The organism is Actinoplanes sp. CA-142083 (assembly GCF_050942195.1).
Lineage (GTDB): Bacteria > Actinomycetota > Actinomycetes > Mycobacteriales > Micromonosporaceae > Actinoplanes.
This window is the reverse complement of record NZ_CP192076.1, coordinates 546,075-567,609: the sequence shown is the minus strand read 5'-3', so window position 1 is coordinate 567,609 and position 21,535 is coordinate 546,075. Positions and strand designations below refer to the sequence as shown.

The window sequence follows — 21,535 nt, the reverse complement described above, 5'->3', positions numbered from 1 at the left end:
TCGGGCGCATCGCTGAGCGCCCAGCTCACTGCCTCTACACTCACGGAGGGTCGGGGTCCTCTCCCGGCTCAACGGCCCCGGGACAGGCGTTGCACCGCCTACCGGGGCCATCTTCGTGTTGTAGGTTTTGGCATGTTGAGCTGCCCGAAGACCAGCAGGTCCACGTCGGGGAAGCGGGCGGCGCAGCGTTCCTCGCGCCGCTGCGCCGGACCGGTCTCGTGGACGACGACCATCCGGAGGCCGTCCAGGTCGGCGCGGGCGATCTCCGGCAGGCGGGCCCGCAGGCCGGCGCCGTCGTTGTTGCCGTAGCAGCCGATCAGCCGCGCGGCCCGCGCCTCGAGCGCGTCCAAGGTGGCCACGTCGACCCAGTCGCCCGCGTGCACCACGATGTCGGCCTCGTCGATCGCCGCCCACAACGGCGCCGGCAGATCGCGCGCCCGCTTGGGCAGATGGGTGTCACTGGTCAACACGAGCCGCATGTCTGCCCACGATAAGGGACTACGCGGATTCGGCCAGCTCCCGCCACTGCTCCCAGGTGGCGAGGCGATCCCGGTAGGCCTTCTCGGCGACCGGATAGGGATAGCCGCCGAGGAACAGCCGGAGCGGCGGCTCGGGCAGGTCGACCAAGCGGAGGATGACCTCGGCCGTGCCGGCCGGGTCGCGTGGCGCCCGGGCTGTGGCCGACGAGCGCCGCGCCGCGCGCACCGGCTCGTAGGCCTCGAGCGGCGTCGCGTGCACCGCCGAGTCGCCGGACCAGTCGGTGCCGTACGGCCCGGGCTCGACGATCGTCACCCGGATCCCCAGCCCGGCGACCTCCTGGGCGAGCGCCTCGCTCATCGCCTCGAGCCCCCACTTGGAGGCGTTGTACAGCGCCAGCGTCGGGAATGCCGCGACCCCGCCGATGCTGGAGACCTGCAGGAAGTGCCCGCCGCCCTGGGCCCGCATGACCGGCAGGGCGGCCTGGGTGACCCACAGTGGACCGAGCAGGTTGGTGTCGAGCTGCGCCCGGGCTTGCTCCTCGCTGGTCTCCTCGACCATGCCGAACAGGCCGTAGCCGGCGTTGTTGACCACTACATCGAGGCGGCCGAAGGTCGAGGCGGCGTGCCCGACCGCGGCGAACACCGCGGCGCGATCGGTGACGTCGAGGCGGATCGGCAGCAAGCGGTCGCTGTATTTGCCGGCCAGGTCGTCGAGCGTCGACGGGCGGCGGGCGGTTGCCGCGACCCGGTCGCCGCGTTCGAGTGCGGCCTGCGTCCAGATCCGGCCGAACCCCCGCGAAGCTCCAGTGATGAACCATGTCTTCATGTCCTCGACGATGCTCCGGCCGCCCGGCCCGAGCCAGCACCCCGCCGGGGATACCCTCGACGGACGATGACCGCTCTCGGAGAGTTTCTGCAGGCCCGGCGGGCGCGGGTGACCCCCGCCGAGGCCGGCGTGCGGACGTTCGGCCGCCGCCGGGTCCCGGGCCTGCGCCGCGAGGAGCTGGCCCGGCTGGCCGGCGTCTCGGTGCAGTATCTGACGAGGCTGGAGCAGGGCGTCGACCGGCACCCGTCCCCGCAGGTGCTGGATGCCCTCGCGGCCGCCCTGCGCCTGGACCCCGACGCCACCGCCCACCTGCACGCCCTCGCCGCCCCCGGCCCTGGCGCCCCGGCCCGGGCCACGGCGGATGCCGACCTCCAGCAGCTGCTGGACGCGTGGCCCGGCGTCCCCGCGTACGTCCGCGACCGCCACTTCGACGTGCTGCTGGCCAACAAGCCGGCGATGCTGCTCGCGCCGCTGTATCACCCCGGCCGCAACCTCGTCCGCGACATGTTCCTCGACCCGGCCGCCCGCGAGCTGTTTCCCGACTGGCCCGAGGTCGCCGCCCAGTCCGTGGCCGCCCTGCGCGCGACGGCCGACCTCGACGACCCGGCCACCGCCGCCTTGATCGCGGAGCTGCGGGCGGACGACGACTTCCGCCGCTGGTGGGCCCACCACGACGTCCGCCCGACCCGCGACGAGACCAAGCGCTTCCGCCACCCGGATGTGGGCCCGCTGTCCCTGCGCCGCCAGTCGCTGGCGATCGCCGGCTCGGGCTTCGTCATGATCGCGTATCAGCCGGAGCCGGGCAGCGCCTCCGCCGACGCGCTGGCCCGTCTGCTCGGCGGCCGATAAAGCTAAGCCGCACCCGGGTGCCGTCCGATTCTTGGGGCCGACCCGAAGCGAACAGGAGCGGTGATGGATCAGATCATGGACAACGCCTACACCGTGACCAGCAATTTGTTTGGTCCGGAGTCCGGCATTCCCTGGTGGGCGTGGCTGTTCGTGATCGCCGCGATCATGTTCAAGTTCCTGGTGCCCGAGCCGAAGACCGTCCGCGACATAGCGGACGAACGGGACCAGATGCTGCTCAACGAGCTGCTCGGCGGTGGCGAGGGCGGCAAGAAGGGCAAGAAAGACAAAAAGAAGAAGAAGTAGGCGAATCCCCTGAGCCCGATGCGGGCCCAGGGGATCCGTGTCTCAGGCCGCCTCGGGTGGCGGGGCCGCACCCGTCATGATCGCGACAGCCTCGGACATGGAGTGGGACTTCGGGGTGATCACCGTGGCCCGGCGGCCCAGACGCTGGATGTGGATGCGGTCGGCCACCTCGAAGACGTGCGGCATGTTGTGGCTGATCAGGATCACCGGCAGGCCACGGTCGCGGACGTCGCGGATCAGCTGGAGGACGCGGTTGCCCTCCTTGACGCCGAGCGCCGCGGTCGGCTCGTCGAGGATCACCACCTTGCTGCCGAACGCGGCCGACCGGGCCACCGCCACCGCCTGACGCTGGCCGCCGGAGAGCGACTCGACGGCCTGGCCGATGTTCTGCAGGGTGGCGACGCCGAGCTCGCTCATGTGCCTTTTCGCCTCGGAGCGCATGTGGGAGCGGTCGAGCATCCGGAAGACCGAGCCGAGCGGGCCCGCCTTGCGCTCCTCACGGCCGAGGAACAGGTTGTCGGCGATGTCCAGGCCGGGCGCGACGGCCAGGGTCTGGTACACGGTCTCGATCCCGGAATTGCGCGCGTCCATCGGCGTACGGAAATGGACGCGTTGCCCGTCGAGAAAGATCTCGCCCTCGTCGGGGATCAGGGCGCCGGACAGCGCCTTGATCAGGCTGGACTTGCCGGCGCCGTTGTCGCCGATCACCGCCAGGATCTCGCCGGGGTAGAGCTCGAGGTCGCTGCCGTCGATCGCGACCACGCGGCCGTAGCGCTTCACCAAGCCGCGGGCTTCGAGGACTGGAGAGGTCACGTCTTCACCTTCCTGATCCACTGGTCGAGCGACACGGCGACGAGCACCAGCAGGCCGATGGCGAAGCCCTGCCAGACGACCTCGACGCCGGCCAGCTGCAGGCCGTTGCGGAAGACGCCGACGATGAGCGCGCCGATCAGGGTGCCGATCACGCTGCCCCGGCCGCCGAAGAGGCTGGTGCCGCCGAGCACGACCGCGGTGATCGAGTCGAGGTTGTACTCGACGCCGACGTTCGGGCTGGCCGAGGCGAGCCGGCCGATGAGGATCCAGCCGCCGATCGCGTAGAGCAGGCCGGCCACGGTGTAGACCGAGAACAGCACGCGCCCGGTCTGGATGCCGGCCAGCCGCGCGGCCTCGACGTCGTCGCCCGTCGCGTACACATGCTTGCCCCAGGCGGTACGGGAGAGCACATAGAAGAAGTACGCGAAGAGCAGCAGCATGATGATCGACCCGTACGTGAGCCGGAAGTTCCCGATCGGGATCGAGTTGCCGGTCCAGGTCATCAGGCCGGGCATGTCCGAGCCGCGCACGGTCTCCGAGTTGCTGACCACCGAGTTCAGCGAGAAGAAGATGGTCAGCGTGCCGAGCGTGACGATGAACGGCGGCAGTTTGATCCGGGTGACCAGCGCGCCGTTGATCGCGCCCATCGCGGTGCCGCAGGCCAGGCCGAGCACCAGGGCGATCACCCCGGGCATGCCGGCCTTGGTGCAGAACTGCGCCATCAGGACCGAGGAGAAGACCGCGATGGCGCCGGCCGACAGGTCGATGCCGGCGGTCAGGATGATCAGGGTCTGCCCGAGAGCCAGCGTGGCGATGACCGTGACCTGCTGCAGGACGAGCGAGAGGTTGGTCGCGGTCATGAAGCGGGCGTTGACGATCGAGAACGCGATGATGGCGACGATCAGCACGGCCAGCGGCCCGAGGACCGGGTTGCCGTGCAGGAGATGCTGGACGCGCAGGCCGAACGAGTCGTGCCGGCGCACCTCGAAGTCGGAAGCTGTAGCGGTTGCCATGCCTCACCCCCAGCAGTTCTGCTTGCCCCACGCGGAGTCCTTCGCCTCCACGCCGGCCTGCGGGTCGTCGGTGATCAGTTCGACGCCGGTGTCGTAGAAGTCCTTGCCCGGCGTCACCTGCGGTTTGGTGCCGTCCTTGGCGTACGCGGCGATGGCGTCGACACCCATCTGCGCCATCTTGAGCGGGAACTGCATCGAGGTGGCCCCGATGACGCCCTTGGACACGTTGTCCACGCCCGGGCAGCCGCCGTCGATCGAGACGATCACGACGTCCTTGTCCTTGCCGGCGTTCTTGAGGGCCTGGTACGCGCCGGCCGCGGCGGGCTCGTTGATCGTGTAGACCAGATTGATCGCCGGGTCCTTCTGGAGCAGGTTCTCCATCGCGGTCCGCCCGCCGTCCTCGGCGCCGTCGGTGACGTCGTGGCCGGCGATCCGCGGGTCGTTCTCGTCGCCGATCTTGTTGGGGTCGGCGACCTGGATCCCGAAGCCGTCGAGGAAGCCCTGGTCGCGCTTGACGTCGACGGAGACCCCGTTGGCGTTGAGATCGAGCATGGCGATCTTCGCCTGCTTGTTGTCCTTGGCGAACTTCGCCTTCGCCCACTGCCCGATGAGCTTGCCGGCCTGGTAGTTGTCGGTGGCGAAGGTGGCGTCCGCGGCGTCCGGCGGGTCGACCGGGGTGTCCAGGGCGATCACGAGCATGTCCTGCTCGTGCGCCTTGTCGATGGAGGGCACGATCGCCTTCGAGTCGTTCGGCGTGATCAGGAAGCCCTTGGCGCCGAACGACATCAGGTTCTCGATCGCCTGCACCTGGGCCTCGTTGTCGCCGTCCTGCTTGCCGGCGAAGGTCTGCAGCTCCAGGCTCTCGGCCTCGGCTTCCGCCTGGGCGCCCTTCTTCATCTGCACGAAGAAGGGGTTCGTGTCGGTCTTCGTGATCAGTCCGACAACGTCCTCGCCGGATCCTCTGTTGCACGCGGCGGCCGAGCCCAGCGCCAGCGCCATCACGCAGCCGGCAGCCACCAACCTTCCGCTCCTGGACATGATTGGATCCCGCATGTCTCCTCCGAATCGATTTAGCACACATCGAGAGACAACGTTGTCTCGCAGTAGACGCCCCGGTTCACTCCGTGTCAACAATGAGTTTCCGAAGTGTTGCGCTCAGTGATCAACATCGACGGGAGTCGATAGGGATGGCGCATCGACCGACCATGAACGACGTGGCGCGGACGGCCGGGGTGAGCCTCAAGACGGTGTCCCGGGTGGTCAACGGCGAGACCACCGTGGCGCCCGATCTGGCGGCCCGGGTGCGGGCGGCGGTGGAGTCGCTCGACTATCGGCCGCACCTGGGCGCGAGCCTGCTACGGCGACGGGACCGGCACACCGGGACGATCGGGGTGTTGCTCGAGGACGTGTCGAATCCGTTCTCGGCGGCCCTGCATCGGGCGGTCATCGACGAGGCCGGCGCGCGGGGGATGCAGGTGCTGGCCGGCAACCTGGCCGAGGGGCGGGAGCGGGAAGCGGTTCTGACCGTCGCCCAGACAGACGGACTGATCATCGCGCCCATGGCGGCAAATCAGGCATACCTTGCATCGCTGCGAGTGCCGGTGGTCTTCGTCGACCGGTTGCCGACCGGGGTCGAGGCCGACACGGTTCTGTCCACCAACGTCGCGGGAGCGGCGGGGGCGATCCGCCACCTCATCACCCAGGGGCACCGGCGGATCGCGTATCTCGGGGACATGCGCAGGCTGACGACGGCGAAGGACCGGCACCGGGGCTACCTGCGCGCCCTCGGCGGCCGCGCCGGCCCGGAGGTGCACGATCTGCGCGACGCCGCCGCCGCCGAACGGGCGGCCATTGCCGTGCTCCGCGGTCCCGACCCACCCACCGCCATCTTCGCGGGCCGGAGCCTGATCACCATCGGCGTGGTGCGGGCGCTGCGGCGGCTCGGCCTGGAAAGGGTGGTCGCGCTGGTCGGCTTCGACGACTTCCCGCTGGCGGACCTGCTCGACCCGCCGGTCACCGTCGTGGCTCAGGACCCCGCGCGGATGGGCCGGACCGCCGCGCTGACCCTCTTCGAGCGCATCGACGGCGACAAAAGCGCACCGCGCGAGATCAGGATCCCGACGACCCTGATCCCGCGCGGCAGCGGTGAGTTGGCGATCTAGGGGAAGTTCGTCACCGTTCGCGGAACGACCTGATCGGCCGTGGCGGCGGCGCCGATGTTGTTGACGACGTGGTCGATCGTGCCGGAGGCGAGCGAGATGGTGAAGATGTTGTGCAGCCTCACCCCGCCGTTCGCCGGCGCCTGGAACCCGTTCGCCGAGTGCACGGCCGGGTTCGCGTTGAAGTAGGCGTAGCTGCCCATGCCCCACGCCTCGTGGCTGGTCACGCTGTCGGCCACCTTGTACGCCGGGTACCCGGTGCCGTCACTGCGCCAGGCGGCGTTGGACGGCGGGTCGTACGGCTGCTCGTTCTGCAGGAAGTAGGTCCGCCCGCCGTTGCCGTTCCAGAGGACCTCGGTCTTCTGGTAGTGCTCGACGAACAGGCCGTACGCGGTGACGTTCTGCCCGTTCACGATCAGGCCGCTGTCCGCGGTGTTGACCGTCCAGCCGACGCCGGTGCCGTGGTCGGCCCGCCACGCCCAGATGTGGTCGATGATCGTGTTGTTGCTGTTGACGAGCAGGCTGTTGGTGGCCTTGCCGGCGCCCGCGCCGCCGATCCGGAAGAACACGTCCTGGACCGTGGTCGGGTTGCCGGCGTGGTTGGCATTGCTGCCGTTCGGCCCGATGACGAGCAGGTTCGCCGAGTTGGTGGCGCCCGCGTCGAAGAGCAGGCCGGCGATCTTCACACCGTCCACGTCGGCCACCTGCATCGGGGTGACCCCGTTGTCCGGGATGATCGTCGCGTAGCCGAGGCCCAGGACCACGGTGTTCGCCCGGGTCACGTTGATCGTCTGCTGCACGTGGTAAATCCCAGGAGTGAAGATCAGGTTGAGACCCTGCGCCAGCGCCTGGTTGATCGTGGCGGCGCTGTCACCCGGCTTGGCCACGTAGAACTGCGACAGCGGCAAGGACGTGCCCGGCGTGTTGCCGTTCGCCCAGGTCACACCGGAGGCGTTGGACTGCAGATTCGGTACGAACACCGCGTAGTTGCCGCCGGTCTGGTACAGGTACGGCTTCTCCCGGATCACCGGAGCGGAGCCGATCACCGTGTACGGCGGGGTCGGGTAGCTGGCCGCCGGCGCACCCTGCACGCCCACGAACATCTGGTTCCACACCGCGTTCGAGTTCGACCCGATCTGGCTGTTCCGGGTGAACCACTGCTGCTGCGAGTACTGACCCTCGACCCCGCTGATCCGCGAGTCGGCGATGTAGCCGCCCGAGGCCCAGCCGTAGCCGTTCGGCGCCAGGTTCACGCCGCCGTGGATGTCCATCCGGCGGAACGGCGCGGCCTGCGAGACGGCCCAGCGGTCGTCACCCGACACCGGGTACAGCGACAGGTTCTCGACCGAGCGCCAGAAGTTCTGGGTGGCGTTGCCGTTGAACCAGCCGGCGTCCACGGTGATGTCGCCGTTGATCCGGGTGTCCTGCGGGTTCTGGCCGAGACCAACCACCGAGGTGTAGAAGCCGACCTGGATGTTCAGGCCGTTGTAGGTGCCCGGCTTGAAGGCCAGCACGTACCGCTGGGTGCCGAACTGGTTCGACTCCTGCTGCCGGAAGATCGTGTCGGCCTGGCTCTGGATCGAGGCGCTCGACATGCCCGGGTCGAAGACGATCACGTTGCTGCCCAGCGAGCCGCCCGGGGGAACGGTCGGCCCGGTCGTGGGCGGCGTCGTGGTCGGTGGTGTCGTGGTGCCGCCGCCGTAGACCTTGAACTCCCAGAGTGAGTAGCCGTAACCGGTGGTGCGCTGGGTGCCGTACATCCGCACGTACCGGCCGGTGCCGTTGACCGTCAGCGACTGGTTGCCGCCGGTCGACGTGGTGGTCGAGTAGATCGAGGTCCAGCTCGACGCGTTGTCCGACACCTGGATCTGGAAAGCCTTGGCCGCGGCGGTCTCCCAGTTCAGCTCGACCCGGGTGATCGTCTGCGAGCTGCCGAGGTCGACCTGCAGCCACTGCGGGTCGGAGAACGCCGAGCCCCAGCGGGTGCCGAGGTTGCCGTCGACCGCCTCGGAGGCGAGGTACGCGCCGGCCACCTCGGTCGACGAGGCCGTGGCCGGCTTGCCCTGCGAGAGCAGGGTTTCCGCGGCGCTGGCGCCGACGGTGGTGAAGGCGGCGTACCCGGCGATCACGGCGGCCACCAGGCCACCGATCGCGCCGAGGCGCCAGGGGGAGCGTCTCCGCGGAGGTGCGGAGCTGACGGGGATGGTCATTGCTTCTCCTTGGGCGGGGAACTGCAAGGGGGACTGCTTGCACCCTCGGGGAGGCCGATCTCTCCACATGTACGGGGAGAGCGCTCCCCCGCCATCGAAGCTAGGTAGGGGTCTGCGACCCTGTCCAGAGTTGGCCGAGGTTCCGGAACCGATCGATAACAGTCGTGGACTTGCGGATGTCACAAGCGATAGTCATGGCCGTTTGCCCGTTCGGGCATCAGCGCAGGTCAATGGCGTGACGTAACTTCCCGTTCATGCTTCGCGAGGCCGCCGCGCACCGCCGATAACGCAGACCCCGGAACCGGTTCCGGCGCTGATCAGCAAAAGCGCCATCGCCCACCCGATCGGGCATTTCGCCCATGCAGGCGTGGGAGAGCGCTTCCTCGGCCTACCGCCAGCTCAGCAGCTGCTCGGCCAGTGTGGCCGCTTCGCGCGCATCGCCAGTGATCTCGACGGCCGTGCATCGCGGCGTCAGCCACGGCACTCCCCACCAGACGATGTAAACGTCGGGATCGGCGGCCACCCCGATCGACAGAGGCAGGGTGTCACCGGGCCCGGCCTCGAAGCACAGGAGAAACATGCTGATATAAGGCTCAAAACGGGAAAGGTCGGTAGCCCAGGCCGCCCGCACCAGCGGCGCCATCATCGCTTCGTCCGCAGAGTCGGCCAGCACGGCCCACGGCTGTCCCCTTCGCGGCATGCGACACCTCGGCTCATCCCCGTCATCCCCATCGTTCCACTGCCGCCGCTCCTCGGCGTCGCGCGGTCACCGGGGAATGCCGCGGCTCGCCATAACGCCGCCCGGGTGCCGCGCCGGCGGAGCGGGGCGCGCCGCGGCTGATGGGGTGGTCGCGCTCGGTCGCCATGGCCGGCGCGGGGTGGTCGCGCTCGGTCGCCATGGCCGGCGCGGGGTGATCGCGTCCAGTCGTCATTGCCCGGCGCGGGGGTGGTCGCGCTGAGTGCGGCCCGTTCCGCCGGGCGGCCCATGCGCTTGGCGCAGACCTTGACGAGTACGCGTTCGGAGCGCGCGCCAAATCATCAAGGCCGACAGTCGCAGCCGGCGCTCGCAGCCGCCGACGATCGGCCGCCCAGGCGGTGGGCAACGCGGGCTCGCGCGAGGCGTGATGAGTTGGTGTGCAAGGCGCGCCGCAAGACGCTCCTATAGATGTCAAGCGGCGGGTTCGTGGGTGTTGGTGGTGATGAGTTGGTAGAGCTCGCGGGCTATGTAGCGTTTGAGGCAGCGGATGATTTCTTTTTTGGACAGGCCGTCTTTGGTGCGGCGTTGCGCGTAGGCGCGGGTGTTGGGGTCGCTGCGGAGCCGGACGATGGCGACGCGGTGGAGGGCGGCGTTGGCTTGGCGGTCGCCGCCGCGGTTGAGCCGGTGCCGGCGGGTTTTGCCGGACGAGGCGGGGATCGGCGCGACGCCGCAGAGCATGGCGAACGCGGCTTCGCTGGTGAGTCGCTGGTGGTTCTGGCCGACGGTGACCAGTAGTTGACCGGCGATGTCGGTGCCGACGCCGTGGGCGGCGGTCAGGGCCGGGTTGATCGCGGCCACCAGGGGTTTGAGCAGGCTGTCCAGGTCGGTGATCTCGGCCGTCAGGTGCTGGTGGCGGCGGGCCAGCGAGCGCAGGGCGATTTTGGTGGCGGTGGCCGGGCTGGCGGCGTCGGCTCGGTCCGGCCGCAGGTTCGCGCAGGTGCCGATCAGTTCTTTGACGCTCAGCTCGCGGAGCCGGGCGCGCAGCTGGTCGTCGGCGGTGACGATCAGGGCTTTGATCTGGCGTTGGGTGTCGGCGCGCTGGTCGATGGCGCTGCGCCGGGCCAGCCGCAGGTGGCGCAGGGCCTCGACCTGGCCGTCGCGTTGTTTCGGCAGGCCGGTGCGTTCGCCGGCCAGGGCGGTCTTGGCCGCGGCGATGGCGTCGATCGGGTCGGACTTGCCCTGTGACCGGCGGGTCTTGCGGTCCGGGCGGTCGACCTCGATCACCTCAACGGCCGCGGCGCGCAGCCGGCGGGCCAGCCCGGCACCGTAGACGCCGGTGCCCTCGACGCCGACCCGCCACAGCCGGCCGTGCCCGCGCATCCAGGCCAGCAACGCCTGATAGCCGGCCGCCGTGGCCGGGAACTGCTCGGTGCCCAGGACCCGCCCGACCAGGTCGATGACCGCCGCGGTGTGAGTGTCCAGGTGGGTGTCGACGCCGCCGACGACATCGAAAAGGGCCGGGTCAGGTGTAATGGAGGGCATCGTCGTCCTGTCGTTCGTGACTGTGGGCAGGGCGGCACGCACCGGCCGGGCAACGATGGACAAGACAGAGATGGGGCCTCTGGCCAGGCTCCTATGAAGTCACAACGCCACGACCCGGCACGTGCACGAGCACCTCCCGACCGGAGCCGACAAGTCTTACGAAGGACCCGAAGTCAGTCATCAAGCGGGTCAGACCCCGGCGGGAGGTGCTCACCCACCATCATCTCTGTCATCAAGGTCGCATGGGCCCAAGCGGGTGAGGGCGAGCTCGATGAGCTGACGTGCGGGGCGCGCCGGAAGTCGTCAACGCGGAAGTGGGCGGCGGCGCGGCGGGGGCGGGCGCTATGCGGGGCCGGTGGGGAGGGTGGTTTTGGGTGACCACTTACGCAGAATGAAGGCCCAGGGCCAGCGAAGCTGGGCCCCGGGCCGGCCTCGGCGGGAGCGACGGTCCGTACCCACCGCTCACGCACGACATGAATTTAAAAGAATCAGCCCAAGTCGACCTGGGGGTAGAGGGGGAACGGCGCGAGCAGCTCGGTTGCCTGCTTGCTGATGCGGTCGGCGAGGGCCGGGTCGAGGGTGTACTTCGCCTTGGAGCCCTCGGCCGGGGTGGTGTTGGTCAGCACCGTGTGGATCAGGTCGGCGATCTGGTCCATCTCGGCGGTGCCGAGGCCGCGCGAGGTCAGGGCGGGCGTGCCGATGCGGATGCCGGAGGTGTACCAGGCGCCGTTCGGGTCCTGCGGGATGGCGTTGCGGTTGGTGACGACGCCGCTGGACAGCAGGGCCTGCTCGGCCTGGCGGCCGGTGAGGCCGAACGGGTGCACGTCGAGCAGGACCAGGTGGTTGTCGGTGCCGCCGCTGACGAGCTGGACGCCGCGCTTCAGCAGGCCCTCGGCGAGCGCCTGGCTGTTGGTGACGATCTGCTGGGCGTAGTTCTGGAACGACGGGTCGCGCGCCTCGGCGAAGGCGATCGCCTTGGCCGCCATGACGTGGCTGAGCGGGCCGCCGAGGACCATCGGGCAGCCGCGGTCGACCTGGTCCGCCAGCGAAGGCTGGGCCAGAACGGCGCCGCCGCGAGGGCCGCGCAGGCTCTTGTGGGTGGTGGTGGTGACGATGTGGGCGTGCTCGACCGGGTTGTAGTCGCCGGTGAAGACCTTGCCCGCGACCAGGCCGGCGAAGTGCGCCATGTCGACCATGAAGGTGGCGCCGACCTCGTCGGCGATCTCGCGCATGGTCGCGAAGTTCACCTTGCGGGGGTACGCCGAGTAGCCGCCCACGATGATCAGCGGCTTGAACTCGCGGGCGGTCTCGCGCAGCGCCGCGTAGTCGATCTGGCCGGTGGCCGGGTCGACGCCGTAGCTGCGCTGGTCGAACATCTTGCCGGAGATGTTGGGCCGGAAGCCGTGCGTGAGGTGGCCGCCGGCGTCCAGCGACATGCCGAGCATGCGCTGGTTGCCGAATGCCTGCCGCAGCTCCGCCCACTCGGCGTCGGTGAGGTCGTTGACCTGGCGCTTCTCGAACTTCTTGAGATAGGGGACCTCGACCCGGTCGGCGAGGATCGCCCAGTAGGCGACCAGGTTCGCGTCGATGCCGGAGTGCGGCTGCACATAGGCGTACGGCGCGTCGAACAGGGCCTTCGCGTGCTCGACGGCGATCGCCTCGACGGTGTCGACGTTCTGGCAGCCGGCGTAGAAGCGGCGGCCGATGGTGCCCTCCGCGTACTTGTCGGAGAGCCAGTTGCCCATCGCCAGCAGCACCGCCGGGGAGGCGTAATTTTCGCTGGCGATCAGCTTGAGGGACTCGCGCTGGTCGTGCAGCTCCTTGGCGATCGCGTCGGCGATGCGCGGCTCGACGGAGCGGACGACCTCGAGCGCGGAGCGGAAGGCGCTGGATTCGGCGTTGAGCTCAGGCATGGGACCTCCCTATCACGGTGGAAGAGGCCCAGGCGCACGGCAAGTCATCATCGCGATGGGGCCGCTCCCCGATGGTTCCCCATCTTCAAGCGCCAGTTACGGCCCGCGGGAAGCATACCCCCGTCAGCTCCGCCGAGGCGTCCGATAACCGGCCGGCCGGGCCCGATGATCGAGATCGTGACCACCGGGCTCCAGCCGTGACGAGGGGCTAGCCGGCCACCTCGAACCAGTACCAGTTCGGATAGTCGCTCACCGTGCCGTCGGCCCTGACGGCGTACACGGTGAGCTGGGTGAAGCCGCTGACCGTCGGCGTCCAGGTGATGGTGGCCAGCCCGTCGGGGCCGGCCGGCACCTCGGTCTGTTCGGCACCGAAGTCGTACCGGTAGGCCGCGACGTCGGTCCAGCCTGGCGGCGGGCTGAAGGTGAACGTGCCCTCGACCCCGACGCCGCCGGTCGGCACCTGACTGCGGTGGTCGTAGACGTCGGCGCTCACGCCGGGGCCCGGGTCGAACGGGAACCACCAGCGCGCCGGCGCCGACACGAAGCCGTTGTCACTGTGGCTGCGCACGAGGATGGTCGGCCCCTCGATCTCGTTGGCGCGGAAGCTGAAGTACGCCACGCCGTTCTCGTCGGCCTGCCGGGTCTCGACCTCGCCGGTGCTCTCGCGGGTGAACTCGTACTCGGTCACGCCGGTGATGCCCGCGGACGGCGTCACCTTGATCAGCACGTCCTGGTTCCACTGCGGCTCGGGACCCTCGACGGTGACCGCCGGCTCGGAGCCCGGCACGAGGAGCTCGTACCGGACGATGTCCGACACGTTGCCGGCGGTGTCGATCGACCGGACCGAGAGCCGCTGGGGACCGGAGGCGTCCGGGTTGATGGTCAGGGTCACCTTTCCGCCCGGCGTGCCGGCCCGCACGGTGCGCGGCTTGCTGAACGGCTCGGTGCAGACCAGCTGGCCGTACTCGCCGCCGTAGTCGCAGACGCCGAACACGCCCAGGTCGCCCCAGCCCCACTGGAACCCGGCGATGTCCTTGTCGCCGTGCCCGTCGAAGGTGAAGACCGGGTACTCGCCGCGCGGGCCCCACGTGCCGGGCGAGAAGTTCGCGGAGGTCACGACGGGAGCGGAGGGGCGGACGCCGTCGTACGTGAAGTAGCACTTCTTCGACCAGGCGGAAGTGTCCATGCCGTCGGTCACCCGGGCCTGCCAGGCGTACGACTTGCCCTGCACCAGCGTGCTGCTCGGCACAGTGACCCCGGCGACGCGGCCCTGCAGCGAGCGCTCGTCGGTGTAGACGGTGCTCGCGTCCGGCGAGCCCACCGGCCAGATCGCGAACTCGGTCTTGACCCCGTCGTTCTCGTCACCGTCGTGGCCGAGGGCCTCCAGCCGGGCGCCCGTGTACTTCGGGTACGGCTTGAGCTGAGTGCACGCGAAGCCGCTGGTGTACAGGTGGGCGCTGTCGACGGTGGGCAGCGAGTTGTAGTTGACGGTGAACCGCAGCCCGTACGACTCGGAGAGCCGCCGGCCGTACGCGGGATCGGCCTCGTGCTCGGCACCCACCCGCAGCTCGAAGGTGACCAGCCGCTGCTTGTGCTGCACCGCGTCGTTGACGGCCGCGCTCACGTCGAAGGTGAACAGCGCGCTCGGGCAGCGCTCCGGCGTCTGGATCTCGTCGAGCTTGGTGAGCTCGGCGGGCGGGTTCCGCCACTTCGGCGGGGTGGAGACGGCCTTCGTCCGCCAGACCTCGACGGACCGCTTCGTGCAGTCGGCGGCGCTCTCCTCCTCGACCCACATCGTGCCGCCGTACATCTTCTTGCCCTCGTAGGCGGACAGGTCGTAGGTGACGTACAGCCGGGAGGTGTGCGTGCCACCGGCCTCGTCGGACCAGGTGCCGAGCGGATAGTCGGTCGTGCCGTCCGGCAGGTGCGGGGTTGCCGGCGTCGCCGAGTCGGTCCAGCCGGTCTGCACCACCGGCGGGCTCTCGAAGTGCGATGCGGATGCCGCCTGTGCCGTACCGATGACGGTGAGCGCGCTCGCGATGAGCGTGAGCGCCAAGCCGGAGATGAGCCCACGACGTCTCTTCATTTGTTGCCTCCCCCGCGCTGCCGGGCACTCCGCCCGACGGGCAACAATGATTAAGCATCCGCATGTATCGACATAGCAAGAGGCTTACCGGAAGTCGTCTAACCTGATCTTCGTGGACGGCGTTCAGCTCCTGCTCATCATCGGTGCCGGCATCGCGATCTCGGCAATCGCCAGGAAGCGCGACCTCGAGCCCGGCATGATCATCGTGGTGCTGGCGGCGGCCGCCTCGTTCATACCCGGGGTGCCGCGACTCGAGCTGGAGAGCGAGTTCATCCTCGCCGTGGTCGTGCCACCACTGCTCTACTCGGCCACCCGCGGGGCGTCGTTCTCGGCGTTCGGCGCCAACCTCGGACCGGTCATCACCCTCGGCGTGGTGCTCGTGCTGCTCACCACCGGCGTGTTCGGGGTGGTCGCCTCCTGGATCCTGCCGTCGATGGGCGCGGCCACCTTCGTGCTCGGCGCCGTGCTCGCGCCGCCCGACACGATCACCACCGTCTCGCACGGCGACGAGATCGGGCTACCCAAGCGGGTCACCTCGATCCTGACCGGGGAGAGCCTGGTCAACGACGCGACCGCGCTGACCCTGTTCGCGATCGCGATCGGCGCGGTGAACGGCGAGCACGCCACCTGGGGGCACGGCGCGGTCGAGCTGCTGCGCAACGCGTTCGTCGGGATCGGCATCGGCCTGCTGTTCGCGGTGGCGGCGCTGTTCCTGCGCAAACGGCTCGGCAACGCGACGCTGGAGACCACGCTGGTGCTGTTGCTGCCGTTCACCGCGTTCCTGGTCGCCGAGGAGGTGCACGCCTCGGGCATCCTCGCGGTCGTCGTGGCCGCGTTCATGGTGAGCACGAACCTGACCCTCGATCCCAAGCACCAGTACCCGGGCGCCTACCGCACGCGGCTGCAGGAGGAGAACTTCTGGCCGGTGCTCGACTTCGTGCTGGAGACGTTCGTCTTCGCGTACATCGGCTTCCAGCTCAAGTTCGTGCTGGCCGACCTCGCCGACTCGGAGGAGCCGGGCCTGGCCCGCACGCTGGTCGCGGCGGGCGTGCTGCTCGCGGTGGCGATCCTGTTCCGGATCTTCGCGGTGTACGTGCTGTTCGGCCGCTACGCGATCAAGGACCGCATGATGAAGCGCCGGATCGAGCGCGACGAGCGCTACCGGGCCCGGCTCGAAGAGGTCCGCAAGCGGCGCCGCAGCCGCGGTGGCGAGCCGCTCGGCCCGCCCACCCAGAAGGAGACGCTGCTGGTCGGCTGGATCGGCATGCGCGGCATCCTGACGCTGGCCGCGGCCGGCTCGATCCCCGAGAGCGTGCCGGGCCGGGACGCGATCCTGGCGATCGCGCTGTTCGTCACGCTGGGGACGCTGCTGATCCAGGGCACGACGATCGGCTGGCTGACCCGGCGGCTCAAGTTCGACCTGACCGCCGAGCGCGCGGAGGACGAGCAGATGCGCGAGCGCGGCCGGCGGATCGTGGCCGACGCCGCCGCCCAGCCGAACGCCGACGTGGACGCGTCGTTCGAGGCGCAGCGGCTCGCGCTGGGCACCGCGGTCATGAAGCGCGAGCTGACCGAGGAGGTCGCGCGCTCGATGATCGAGGACATCGACCTGCGCCAGGCGGCGGTGCACACCGCGCCGCAGGCCATGCTCCGGCGCCGCCCGTGGCCGGGGCGGCCGACCCCACCGGAGTGACCCGCGCAGCCAGGGACAACTTGTCCCCGGTTGAATCCGGCCTTCCTCAAGTTTCCCGATCGGGCCAGTCTTGAGTTGTTCGACACGGGAGGCTGATCAGATGGACCGGGCGCAACTCGCCGACTTTCTCCGGACCCGCCGCGAGGCGCTCCAGCCGGAGGATGTCGGGCTGCCGCGCGGGCAGCGCCGCCGCACCGGCGGCCTGCGCCGCGAGGAGGTGGCCGCGCTGGCGGGCATGTCCGCCGATTACTACGGCCGCATCGAGCAGCAGCGCGGACCGGTTCCCTCCGAGCAGATGCTCGCCGCGCTCGCCCGGGCACTGCACCTCTCGCTCGACGAGCGCGACCACCTGTTCCGCCTCGGCGGGCACCCGGCGCCGCAGCGGATGCTGCGCGAGGACCACATCGGCCCCGGCATGATGCGGATCTTCGACCGGCTCGCCGACACGCCGGCCATGGTGATCTCGCGCTTCGGCGAGACGCTGGCGCAGACCCGCCCGGCGGCCGCGCTGGTCGGCGACGAGACCGGGCGCACCGGCCTCGACCGCTACACGGTCTACCGCTGGTTCACCGACCCCGACTCCCGCAAGATCTACCCGGTCGAGGACCATCCGACCCACGCCCGGGTCTTCACGTCCCAGCTGCGCGAGGTCTACGCGGCGGCGCCCGGCGGCCGGGCCGGCGAGATCGTGGATGCCCTGCTCGAGGTCAGCCCCGAGTTCGCCGAGATCTGGGCCACGCACGAGGTCGGCGTCGCCCACCTCGACCGCAAGCGCTTCGTCCACCCCGCGCTGGGCGAGCTCGAGCTCTACTGCCAGACCCTGCTCGACCCCGGTCAATCGCAGGTGCTGCTGGTCTTCACCGCCGTGCCCGGCTCGCCGAGCCACGAGAAGCTCCAGCTCCTCGCCGCCGTCGGTTCTTAGAAAACACCCCATCCCGTACGCAGAAAGGCACCACCATGCCCAAAATCGCCCTGATCACCGGTGGCAACCGCGGACTCGGACGGGCCACCGCCGAGGCCCTCATCGCGGACGGCGTCGAGGTCATCTACACCTACCGCGACAACCCGGGCGAGAAGATCGACGCGGTCGCCCTGAAACTCACGGTCGGCGACCTCGACTCGTACCCCGCCTTCGTCGACTCGCTGCGGGAGGTGCTGCGCGACCGCTTCGGCCGCGAGGACTTCGACTTCCTCGTCAACAACGCCGGCACCGGGCGCGGCGGCAAGATCGCCGACTTCCCGGTCGAGGCCTTCGACGAGCTGATGAACGTGCACTTCCGCGGCATGTTCTTCCTCACCCAGGCCCTGCTCCCGCTGATCGCCGACGGCGGCCGGATCCTCAACGTGTCCACCGGGCTGGCCCGCTTCACCGGCGAGGGCATCTACGCCGTGTACGGCTCCATCAAGAGCGCCGTCGAGACGTACACCCGGTATCTCGCGAAGGAATTGGGACCCCGCCACATCAGCGTGAACGTGGTAGCCCCCGGCGCCACCGCGACCGACTTCGCCGGCGGCCTGCTCCGCGACACCCCGAACCTTCGCGATCACGTGAGCGGCCAGATCGCCTTCGGCCGCCTGGGCGAGCCCGAGGACATCGCCGGCGTGATGGCCGCCATGCTCGCCGACAACACCAAGTGGATCACCGGCCAGCGCATCGAGGCCTCCGGCGGCATGCTCCTCTGACTTGTGGACAACCGCGCAGTCAGACCCACCTGCTTCACTGCTGCCCACCCAGTGCCGGGGTGGGGCAGGATCGGGCCGTGACGACTGTCGTGTTCGGAGCGCGCGGAAACGTCGGCTCCCACGTGGTATCGGCGCTGCTGGCGCAGGGCGAGCGGGTGCGGGCGACAAGCCGCGACCCGGCCCGGCACGGCTTCCCGGCGGCCGCCCTCAAAGCGGCCGCCGAGCAAGCGGGCGGGGAGCAAGCGGGCGGGGAGCAAGCGGGCGGGGAGCAAGCGGGCGGGGAGCAAGCGGCAGCCGGACAAGCGGCCCGGCGGTGGGACGGCGTCGAGGTCGCGGCGGCGGATCTGGCGGAACCGGCGACGTTGCCGGCGGTGCTGGACGGGGCTGAGCGAGCGTTCCTCTACGCGCACCCCGAGGGCATCGACGGGTTCGTCACGGCGGCGCGGGCGGCGGGCCTGCGGCGGGTCGTGTTGCTCTCCACGGCGGCGCTTGCCCGGCCGGAGGCGGCGGCGAGTCCGATCGCGCGGCGGCACCGCGCGGTCGAGGAGGCGCTCGAAGGCTCGGGTCTGGAGTGGACGTTCGTGCGGGCCGGCATGTTCGCCACCAACACGCTGGCCTGGGCGCCCTCGATCGCCGCCGACGGCCGGGTCGGCCTGCCCTACCCCGAGGCGCAGACGGCGCCGTTGCACGAGGCCGACATAGCGGCAGTAGCGGCAACGGCGCTGATGTCGGACGGGCACCACGGACGGGCGTACACCCTCTGGGGACCGGAGTCACTCACGTTGCGCGAGCAGGTCGCGGCGATCGCGGCGGCCCTCGGCCGCCCGATCGCGGTGGAGACCATCACCCACGAGCGGGCGCGCGCCGAGATGACCCGGACGATGCCGGAGTTCGCGGTCGACGCCGTCCTGCGTGTGTGGCGTGCCGGCCAGGGACATCCCGCCGCGGTTTCGACGCTGGTGCCCGAGGTCACGGGGCGGCCGGCGCGCACCTACGCCGTTTGGGCCCGGGATCATGCGCAGGACTTCCTTGTGCCGAAAGCGGTTCCGTAACTCAGATTGCTTGCATGTTACGAATCGCATCGATAAGACTGACTGCGTTGGACGCACCCCCGCCACCGATCCCCCGCCGGATCACCTCGGTTATTCCCCGGACCGATCCCGGCGCGGTGGCGGAGGTGCGTTCCTATATCCCCGCGAGTGACACGCTCAGCCACAGCGCGAGCACCCCGGCGGTCAGCGCGGCCGGCACGCTGACCGCCCCCAGCTTGAGGAAGTCGCGGCCGTCGGGCGGGGCGTCGCGGGCGTGCAGGATCTGCCGCCACAGCAGTGTCGCGAGCGAGCCGACGTAGGTGAGGTTCGGCCCGACGTTCACCCCGATCAGCACCGCCAGCAGCAGCGCCGGGCGCGTCTGCACGGCGGGGACCAGGATCAGCGTGGCAGGCAGGTTGTTCACCAGGTTGGCGAGCAGCGCAGCCAGCCCGGCCACCGCGAACAGCTGCCACCAACCGGCCCCGGCCGGCACGAGGGCGTCAACGACGTGGTCGAGGCCGTGCCGGCGGACGGCGAGCACGACCACGCCGAGCGCCAGCACGAAGGCGCAGAACGGCAGGTTGGCCTCGCGCAGCAGAACGCCGGGACGAACCGGAACGCCGGGCGGCACCCGAACACCGGCACGCGGCAGAAGGCCGGGACGCGCCAAGCGGGCAACGGCCAGCGCGAGGGCGCCGGCGGCGGCGACCCAGCCGGGATGCACGCCGAAAGGCTGAGCGGCCGCGAAACCGGCCAGCGTCAGGGCCAGGACGATCAGGGCATAGCGCGGCGCGGCCGGATTGTCGCCGCCGGTCGGGCGCGACGCGGGCGCGTGCAGGTCGTCGCGGAAGAACCAGCGGAAGGCCAGGTACTCGGCCAGGATCACGGCCAGCCAGGGCAGCGCCATCACGGCGGCGAAGCCCAGAAAGGTGAGGCCGCTCGCCGCAAACGCCAGCAAGTTGGTCAAATTGGACACCGGCAGCAGCAGCGACGCGGAGTTGGCCAGGTGGGCCGACGCGTAGGCGGCGGGTCGCGGCCGGGCGCCGGTGCGCGCGGCGGTCGCGAGGACGACCGGGGTGAGCAGCACGACGGTGGCGTCCAGGCTCAGCGCGGCGGTGGTCACCGAGGCGGCGACGAAGACCGCGGCGAGCAGGCGGGACGGGGAACCGCCGCTGACGCGGGCGGTCAAAGCTCCGGCGTAGGCGAAAACGCCGTGCTCTCCCGCGAGAAACGCGAGGAGCAGGACCGCCGCGAGGAAGCCCACGGTCGGCCCGAGCTCGCGCACCTCGGCCAGCGCGTCCCGCCACGGCAGCAGACCGGTCGCGACGGCCAGGACCGCCGCGGGCACGGCGACGACGGCCTCGGGAAGACCGCGCGGGCGCACCACGGCGAACACGAGCACGCCGGCGAGCAGCACCGACGCCAGGAGCAGAGCCATCTAGGCGCCGAACAACTCCAGCGCGCCGGACACCTTGAGCACCCGGGCGACCAGGCCGTTCGCGTTGACGACGCGGAAACCGGCGGGCTTCGCGCGGGCCTCGTTGTAGCCCTCGATCAGCGCGCCCAGGGCCTCGGAGTCGATGAACGTCACGGCATCGAGATCGATCACGACGTCGCCGCCGGCCAGGGCCGCGAGGATCGCCGTACGCAGGTCGTCGCGGGCGGTGATGTCCAGTTCACCGCCGAGGTGCAGGAGCGTCGCGGACCCGTCGGCCGCCCGCTCCTGACCGATCTTGTAGGAGTCCGCCACGGGGACTTTCTACCAGCAGTCGCCGGATTCAGCTCGGGAAGCTGGCCCAGACGTGCTTGGTGGCATCCGTCGAGTACCAGCCGACGTCGATCGCGAAGGTCTTGGTGAGCTGGAGGCCGAGGCCGCCGGCGCCGAGCGGGCGGTCCTCGGCGACCCGCGGCTCGGCGTCGCGGTCGTGGTCGGCCACGTCGATGATCAGGCGATCGTCCTGGCGGAGCAGCCGCACGACGGTCGGCGGCCGGCCGTGCCGCAGCGCGTTGGTGGCGAGCTCGTTGGCCACCACGGTCATCCGATCGGTGACATCGCCGGTGCCGGCCGACCCCGCCAGCGCGTCGCGCAGGTCGGCCCGCAGGCCGCGCAGGTCGCCGAAGCTCGCCAGCGTCCACCGGCATAGCTCCGCGGCCAACGGGTACGGGACCGAGGCGGGCAGCGAAGTCATGGCGTCCATCTTGCCTGGACCGGGCGATGTGGAGGATGGGCCGATACGG

General features: G+C 70.2%; 19 protein-coding genes, 1 pseudogene and 1 riboswitch. Of the genes and pseudogenes, 7 read left to right on the top strand and 13 right to left on the bottom strand.

Features of this window, described 5'->3' with window-relative positions; translation table 11 throughout:
- Window positions 1–119: 119 nt before the first annotated feature.
- Window positions 120–479 (bottom strand): annotated as a pseudogene (locus tag ACQPZX_RS02675) (metallophosphoesterase family protein); the annotation flags it as partial.
- A gap of 19 nt (window positions 480–498) precedes the next feature.
- The gene (locus tag ACQPZX_RS02670; protein ID WP_433373833.1) at window positions 499–1,305 is read right to left on the bottom strand and encodes an SDR family oxidoreductase; all 807 of its coding nucleotides are present in this window, start codon (window positions 1,303–1,305) and stop codon (window positions 499–501) included.
- A 66-nt stretch (window positions 1,306–1,371) separates the two neighbouring features.
- On the opposite strand from ACQPZX_RS02670, the gene ACQPZX_RS02665 reads away from it, so the two are divergent.
- Together ACQPZX_RS02665 and ACQPZX_RS02660 are read left to right on the top strand one after the other, a co-directional pair.
- Window positions 1,372–2,154 carry a helix-turn-helix domain-containing protein gene (locus ACQPZX_RS02665; RefSeq protein WP_433373830.1) on the top strand — a complete coding sequence of 261 codons (783 nt, stop codon included), beginning with the start codon at window positions 1,372–1,374 and terminating at the stop codon, window positions 2,152–2,154.
- Between the two features lie 63 nt (window positions 2,155–2,217).
- Window positions 2,218–2,457, top strand: a complete 240-nt coding sequence (locus tag ACQPZX_RS02660; protein WP_433373827.1) for a hypothetical protein — start codon at window positions 2,218–2,220, stop codon at window positions 2,455–2,457.
- Window positions 2,458–2,499: 42 nt separating this feature from the next.
- Here the strand turns inward: ACQPZX_RS02660 and ACQPZX_RS02655 are convergent, their stop codons facing one another.
- From ACQPZX_RS02655 to ACQPZX_RS02645, 3 genes are read right to left on the bottom strand one after another with little or no spacing between them, the layout of a single operon-like run.
- Window positions 2,500–3,270: an ATP-binding cassette domain-containing protein gene (locus ACQPZX_RS02655; RefSeq protein ID WP_433373824.1), complete on the bottom strand. Its 771-nt coding sequence runs from the start codon at window positions 3,268–3,270 to the stop codon at window positions 2,500–2,502.
- On the bottom strand, window positions 3,267–4,283 hold the full coding sequence (locus ACQPZX_RS02650) for an ABC transporter permease (protein WP_433373821.1): 1,017 nt from the start codon (window positions 4,281–4,283) through the stop codon (window positions 3,267–3,269). Before ACQPZX_RS02650 ends, ACQPZX_RS02655 begins: the two co-directional genes overlap by 4 nt.
- A 3-nt stretch (window positions 4,284–4,286) precedes the next feature.
- Window positions 4,287–5,321, bottom strand: coding sequence for a sugar ABC transporter substrate-binding protein (locus tag ACQPZX_RS02645; protein WP_433373818.1), 1,035 nt, complete (start codon window positions 5,319–5,321; stop codon window positions 4,287–4,289).
- A gap of 167 nt (window positions 5,322–5,488) precedes the next feature.
- On the opposite strand from ACQPZX_RS02645, the gene ACQPZX_RS02640 reads away from it, so the two are divergent.
- Window positions 5,489–6,445, top strand: coding sequence for a LacI family DNA-binding transcriptional regulator (locus ACQPZX_RS02640; RefSeq protein WP_433373815.1), 957 nt, complete (start codon window positions 5,489–5,491; stop codon window positions 6,443–6,445).
- On the opposite strand, the gene ACQPZX_RS02635 is transcribed toward ACQPZX_RS02640, so the two are convergent.
- The 5 genes from ACQPZX_RS02635 to ACQPZX_RS02615 form a co-directional block, all read right to left on the bottom strand.
- Window positions 6,442–8,652, bottom strand: coding sequence for a galactose-binding domain-containing protein (locus tag ACQPZX_RS02635; RefSeq protein ID WP_433373812.1), 2,211 nt, complete (start codon window positions 8,650–8,652; stop codon window positions 6,442–6,444). The two genes, ACQPZX_RS02640 and ACQPZX_RS02635, sit on opposite strands and share 4 nt — an antisense overlap.
- Window positions 8,653–9,040: 388 nt before the next feature.
- Window positions 9,041–9,325 carry a hypothetical protein gene (locus tag ACQPZX_RS02630; protein WP_433373809.1) on the bottom strand — a complete coding sequence of 95 codons (285 nt, stop codon included), beginning with the start codon at window positions 9,323–9,325 and terminating at the stop codon, window positions 9,041–9,043.
- A gap of 495 nt (window positions 9,326–9,820) precedes the next feature.
- On the bottom strand, window positions 9,821–10,891 hold the full coding sequence (locus tag ACQPZX_RS02625; RefSeq protein ID WP_433384968.1) for an IS110 family transposase: 1,071 nt from the start codon (window positions 10,889–10,891) through the stop codon (window positions 9,821–9,823).
- 488 nt (window positions 10,892–11,379) lie between these two features.
- Complete coding sequence (locus tag ACQPZX_RS02620) at window positions 11,380–12,804, bottom strand: glycine hydroxymethyltransferase (protein ID WP_433373806.1); 1,425 nt, start codon at window positions 12,802–12,804, stop codon at window positions 11,380–11,382.
- Between the two features lie 19 nt (window positions 12,805–12,823).
- A riboswitch (ZMP/ZTP riboswitch) is annotated at window positions 12,824–12,914 on the bottom strand.
- 98 nt (window positions 12,915–13,012) lie between these two features.
- Window positions 13,013–14,890 (bottom strand): hypothetical protein, encoded by a 1,878-nt coding sequence (locus ACQPZX_RS02615; protein ID WP_433373804.1) that lies wholly within the window; start codon window positions 14,888–14,890, stop codon window positions 13,013–13,015.
- Between the two features lie 112 nt (window positions 14,891–15,002).
- Between ACQPZX_RS02615 and ACQPZX_RS02610 the strand changes: the two genes are divergently transcribed.
- The 4 genes from ACQPZX_RS02610 (at window position 15,003) to ACQPZX_RS02595 (ending at window position 19,318) form a co-directional block, all read left to right on the top strand.
- Window positions 15,003–16,583, top strand: coding sequence for a cation:proton antiporter (locus ACQPZX_RS02610; RefSeq protein WP_433373801.1), 1,581 nt, complete (start codon window positions 15,003–15,005; stop codon window positions 16,581–16,583).
- Between the two features lie 100 nt (window positions 16,584–16,683).
- Window positions 16,684–17,505 carry a helix-turn-helix transcriptional regulator gene (locus ACQPZX_RS02605; RefSeq protein ID WP_433373798.1) on the top strand — a complete coding sequence of 274 codons (822 nt, stop codon included), beginning with the start codon at window positions 16,684–16,686 and terminating at the stop codon, window positions 17,503–17,505.
- Between the two features lie 35 nt (window positions 17,506–17,540).
- The gene (locus tag ACQPZX_RS02600; protein ID WP_433373795.1) at window positions 17,541–18,266 is read left to right on the top strand and encodes an SDR family NAD(P)-dependent oxidoreductase; all 726 of its coding nucleotides are present in this window, start codon (window positions 17,541–17,543) and stop codon (window positions 18,264–18,266) included.
- A 77-nt stretch (window positions 18,267–18,343) separates the two neighbouring features.
- Window positions 18,344–19,318, top strand: a complete 975-nt coding sequence (locus ACQPZX_RS02595; RefSeq protein ID WP_433373792.1) for an NAD(P)H-binding protein — start codon at window positions 18,344–18,346, stop codon at window positions 19,316–19,318.
- A gap of 133 nt (window positions 19,319–19,451) precedes the next feature.
- On the opposite strand, the gene ACQPZX_RS02590 is transcribed toward ACQPZX_RS02595, so the two are convergent.
- Genes ACQPZX_RS02590 through ACQPZX_RS02580 form a run of 3 tightly spaced genes read right to left on the bottom strand, consistent with a single transcriptional unit; the run spans window position 19,452 to window position 21,486 of the window.
- Window positions 19,452–20,735: an SLC13 family permease gene (locus ACQPZX_RS02590; RefSeq protein WP_433373790.1), complete on the bottom strand. Its 1,284-nt coding sequence runs from the start codon at window positions 20,733–20,735 to the stop codon at window positions 19,452–19,454.
- A complete protein-coding gene (locus ACQPZX_RS02585) occupies window positions 20,736–21,047 on the bottom strand; it encodes an STAS domain-containing protein (RefSeq protein WP_433373787.1) in 312 nt (103 codons plus the stop codon).
- Between the two features lie 28 nt (window positions 21,048–21,075).
- Entirely contained in the window at window positions 21,076–21,486 is a 411-nt protein-coding gene (locus tag ACQPZX_RS02580; RefSeq protein WP_433373784.1) for an ATP-binding protein, read from the bottom strand.
- Window positions 21,487–21,535 lie beyond the last annotated feature (49 nt).

What these genes read in the sequence shown, in the direction of transcription:
- ACQPZX_RS02670 (WP_433373833.1), bottom strand. Translation starts at nt 1,305, where the DNA reads ATGAAGACATGGTTCATCACTGGAGCTTCGCGGGGGTTCGGCCGGATC.
- ACQPZX_RS02665 (WP_433373830.1), top strand. Translation starts at nt 1,372, where the DNA reads ATGACCGCTCTCGGAGAGTTTCTGCAGGCCCGGCGGGCGCGGGTGACC.
- ACQPZX_RS02660 (WP_433373827.1), top strand. Translation starts at nt 2,218, where the DNA reads ATGGATCAGATCATGGACAACGCCTACACCGTGACCAGCAATTTGTTT.
- ACQPZX_RS02650 (WP_433373821.1), bottom strand. Translation starts at nt 4,283, where the DNA reads ATGGCAACCGCTACAGCTTCCGACTTCGAGGTGCGCCGGCACGACTCG.
- ACQPZX_RS02645 (WP_433373818.1), bottom strand. Translation starts at nt 5,321, where the DNA reads ATGTCCAGGAGCGGAAGGTTGGTGGCTGCCGGCTGCGTGATGGCGCTG.
- ACQPZX_RS02640 (WP_433373815.1), top strand. Translation starts at nt 5,489, where the DNA reads ATGAACGACGTGGCGCGGACGGCCGGGGTGAGCCTCAAGACGGTGTCC.
- ACQPZX_RS02635 (WP_433373812.1), bottom strand. Translation starts at nt 8,652, where the DNA reads ATGACCATCCCCGTCAGCTCCGCACCTCCGCGGAGACGCTCCCCCTGG.
- ACQPZX_RS02625 (WP_433384968.1), bottom strand. Translation starts at nt 10,891, where the DNA reads ATGCCCTCCATTACACCTGACCCGGCCCTTTTCGATGTCGTCGGCGGC.
- ACQPZX_RS02620 (WP_433373806.1), bottom strand. Translation starts at nt 12,804, where the DNA reads ATGCCTGAGCTCAACGCCGAATCCAGCGCCTTCCGCTCCGCGCTCGAG.
- ACQPZX_RS02615 (WP_433373804.1), bottom strand. Translation starts at nt 14,890, where the DNA reads ATGAAGAGACGTCGTGGGCTCATCTCCGGCTTGGCGCTCACGCTCATC.
- ACQPZX_RS02605 (WP_433373798.1), top strand. Translation starts at nt 16,684, where the DNA reads ATGGACCGGGCGCAACTCGCCGACTTTCTCCGGACCCGCCGCGAGGCG.
- ACQPZX_RS02600 (WP_433373795.1), top strand. Translation starts at nt 17,541, where the DNA reads ATGCCCAAAATCGCCCTGATCACCGGTGGCAACCGCGGACTCGGACGG.
- ACQPZX_RS02590 (WP_433373790.1), bottom strand. Translation starts at nt 20,735, where the DNA reads ATGGCTCTGCTCCTGGCGTCGGTGCTGCTCGCCGGCGTGCTCGTGTTC.
- ACQPZX_RS02580 (WP_433373784.1), bottom strand. Translation starts at nt 21,486, where the DNA reads ATGACTTCGCTGCCCGCCTCGGTCCCGTACCCGTTGGCCGCGGAGCTA.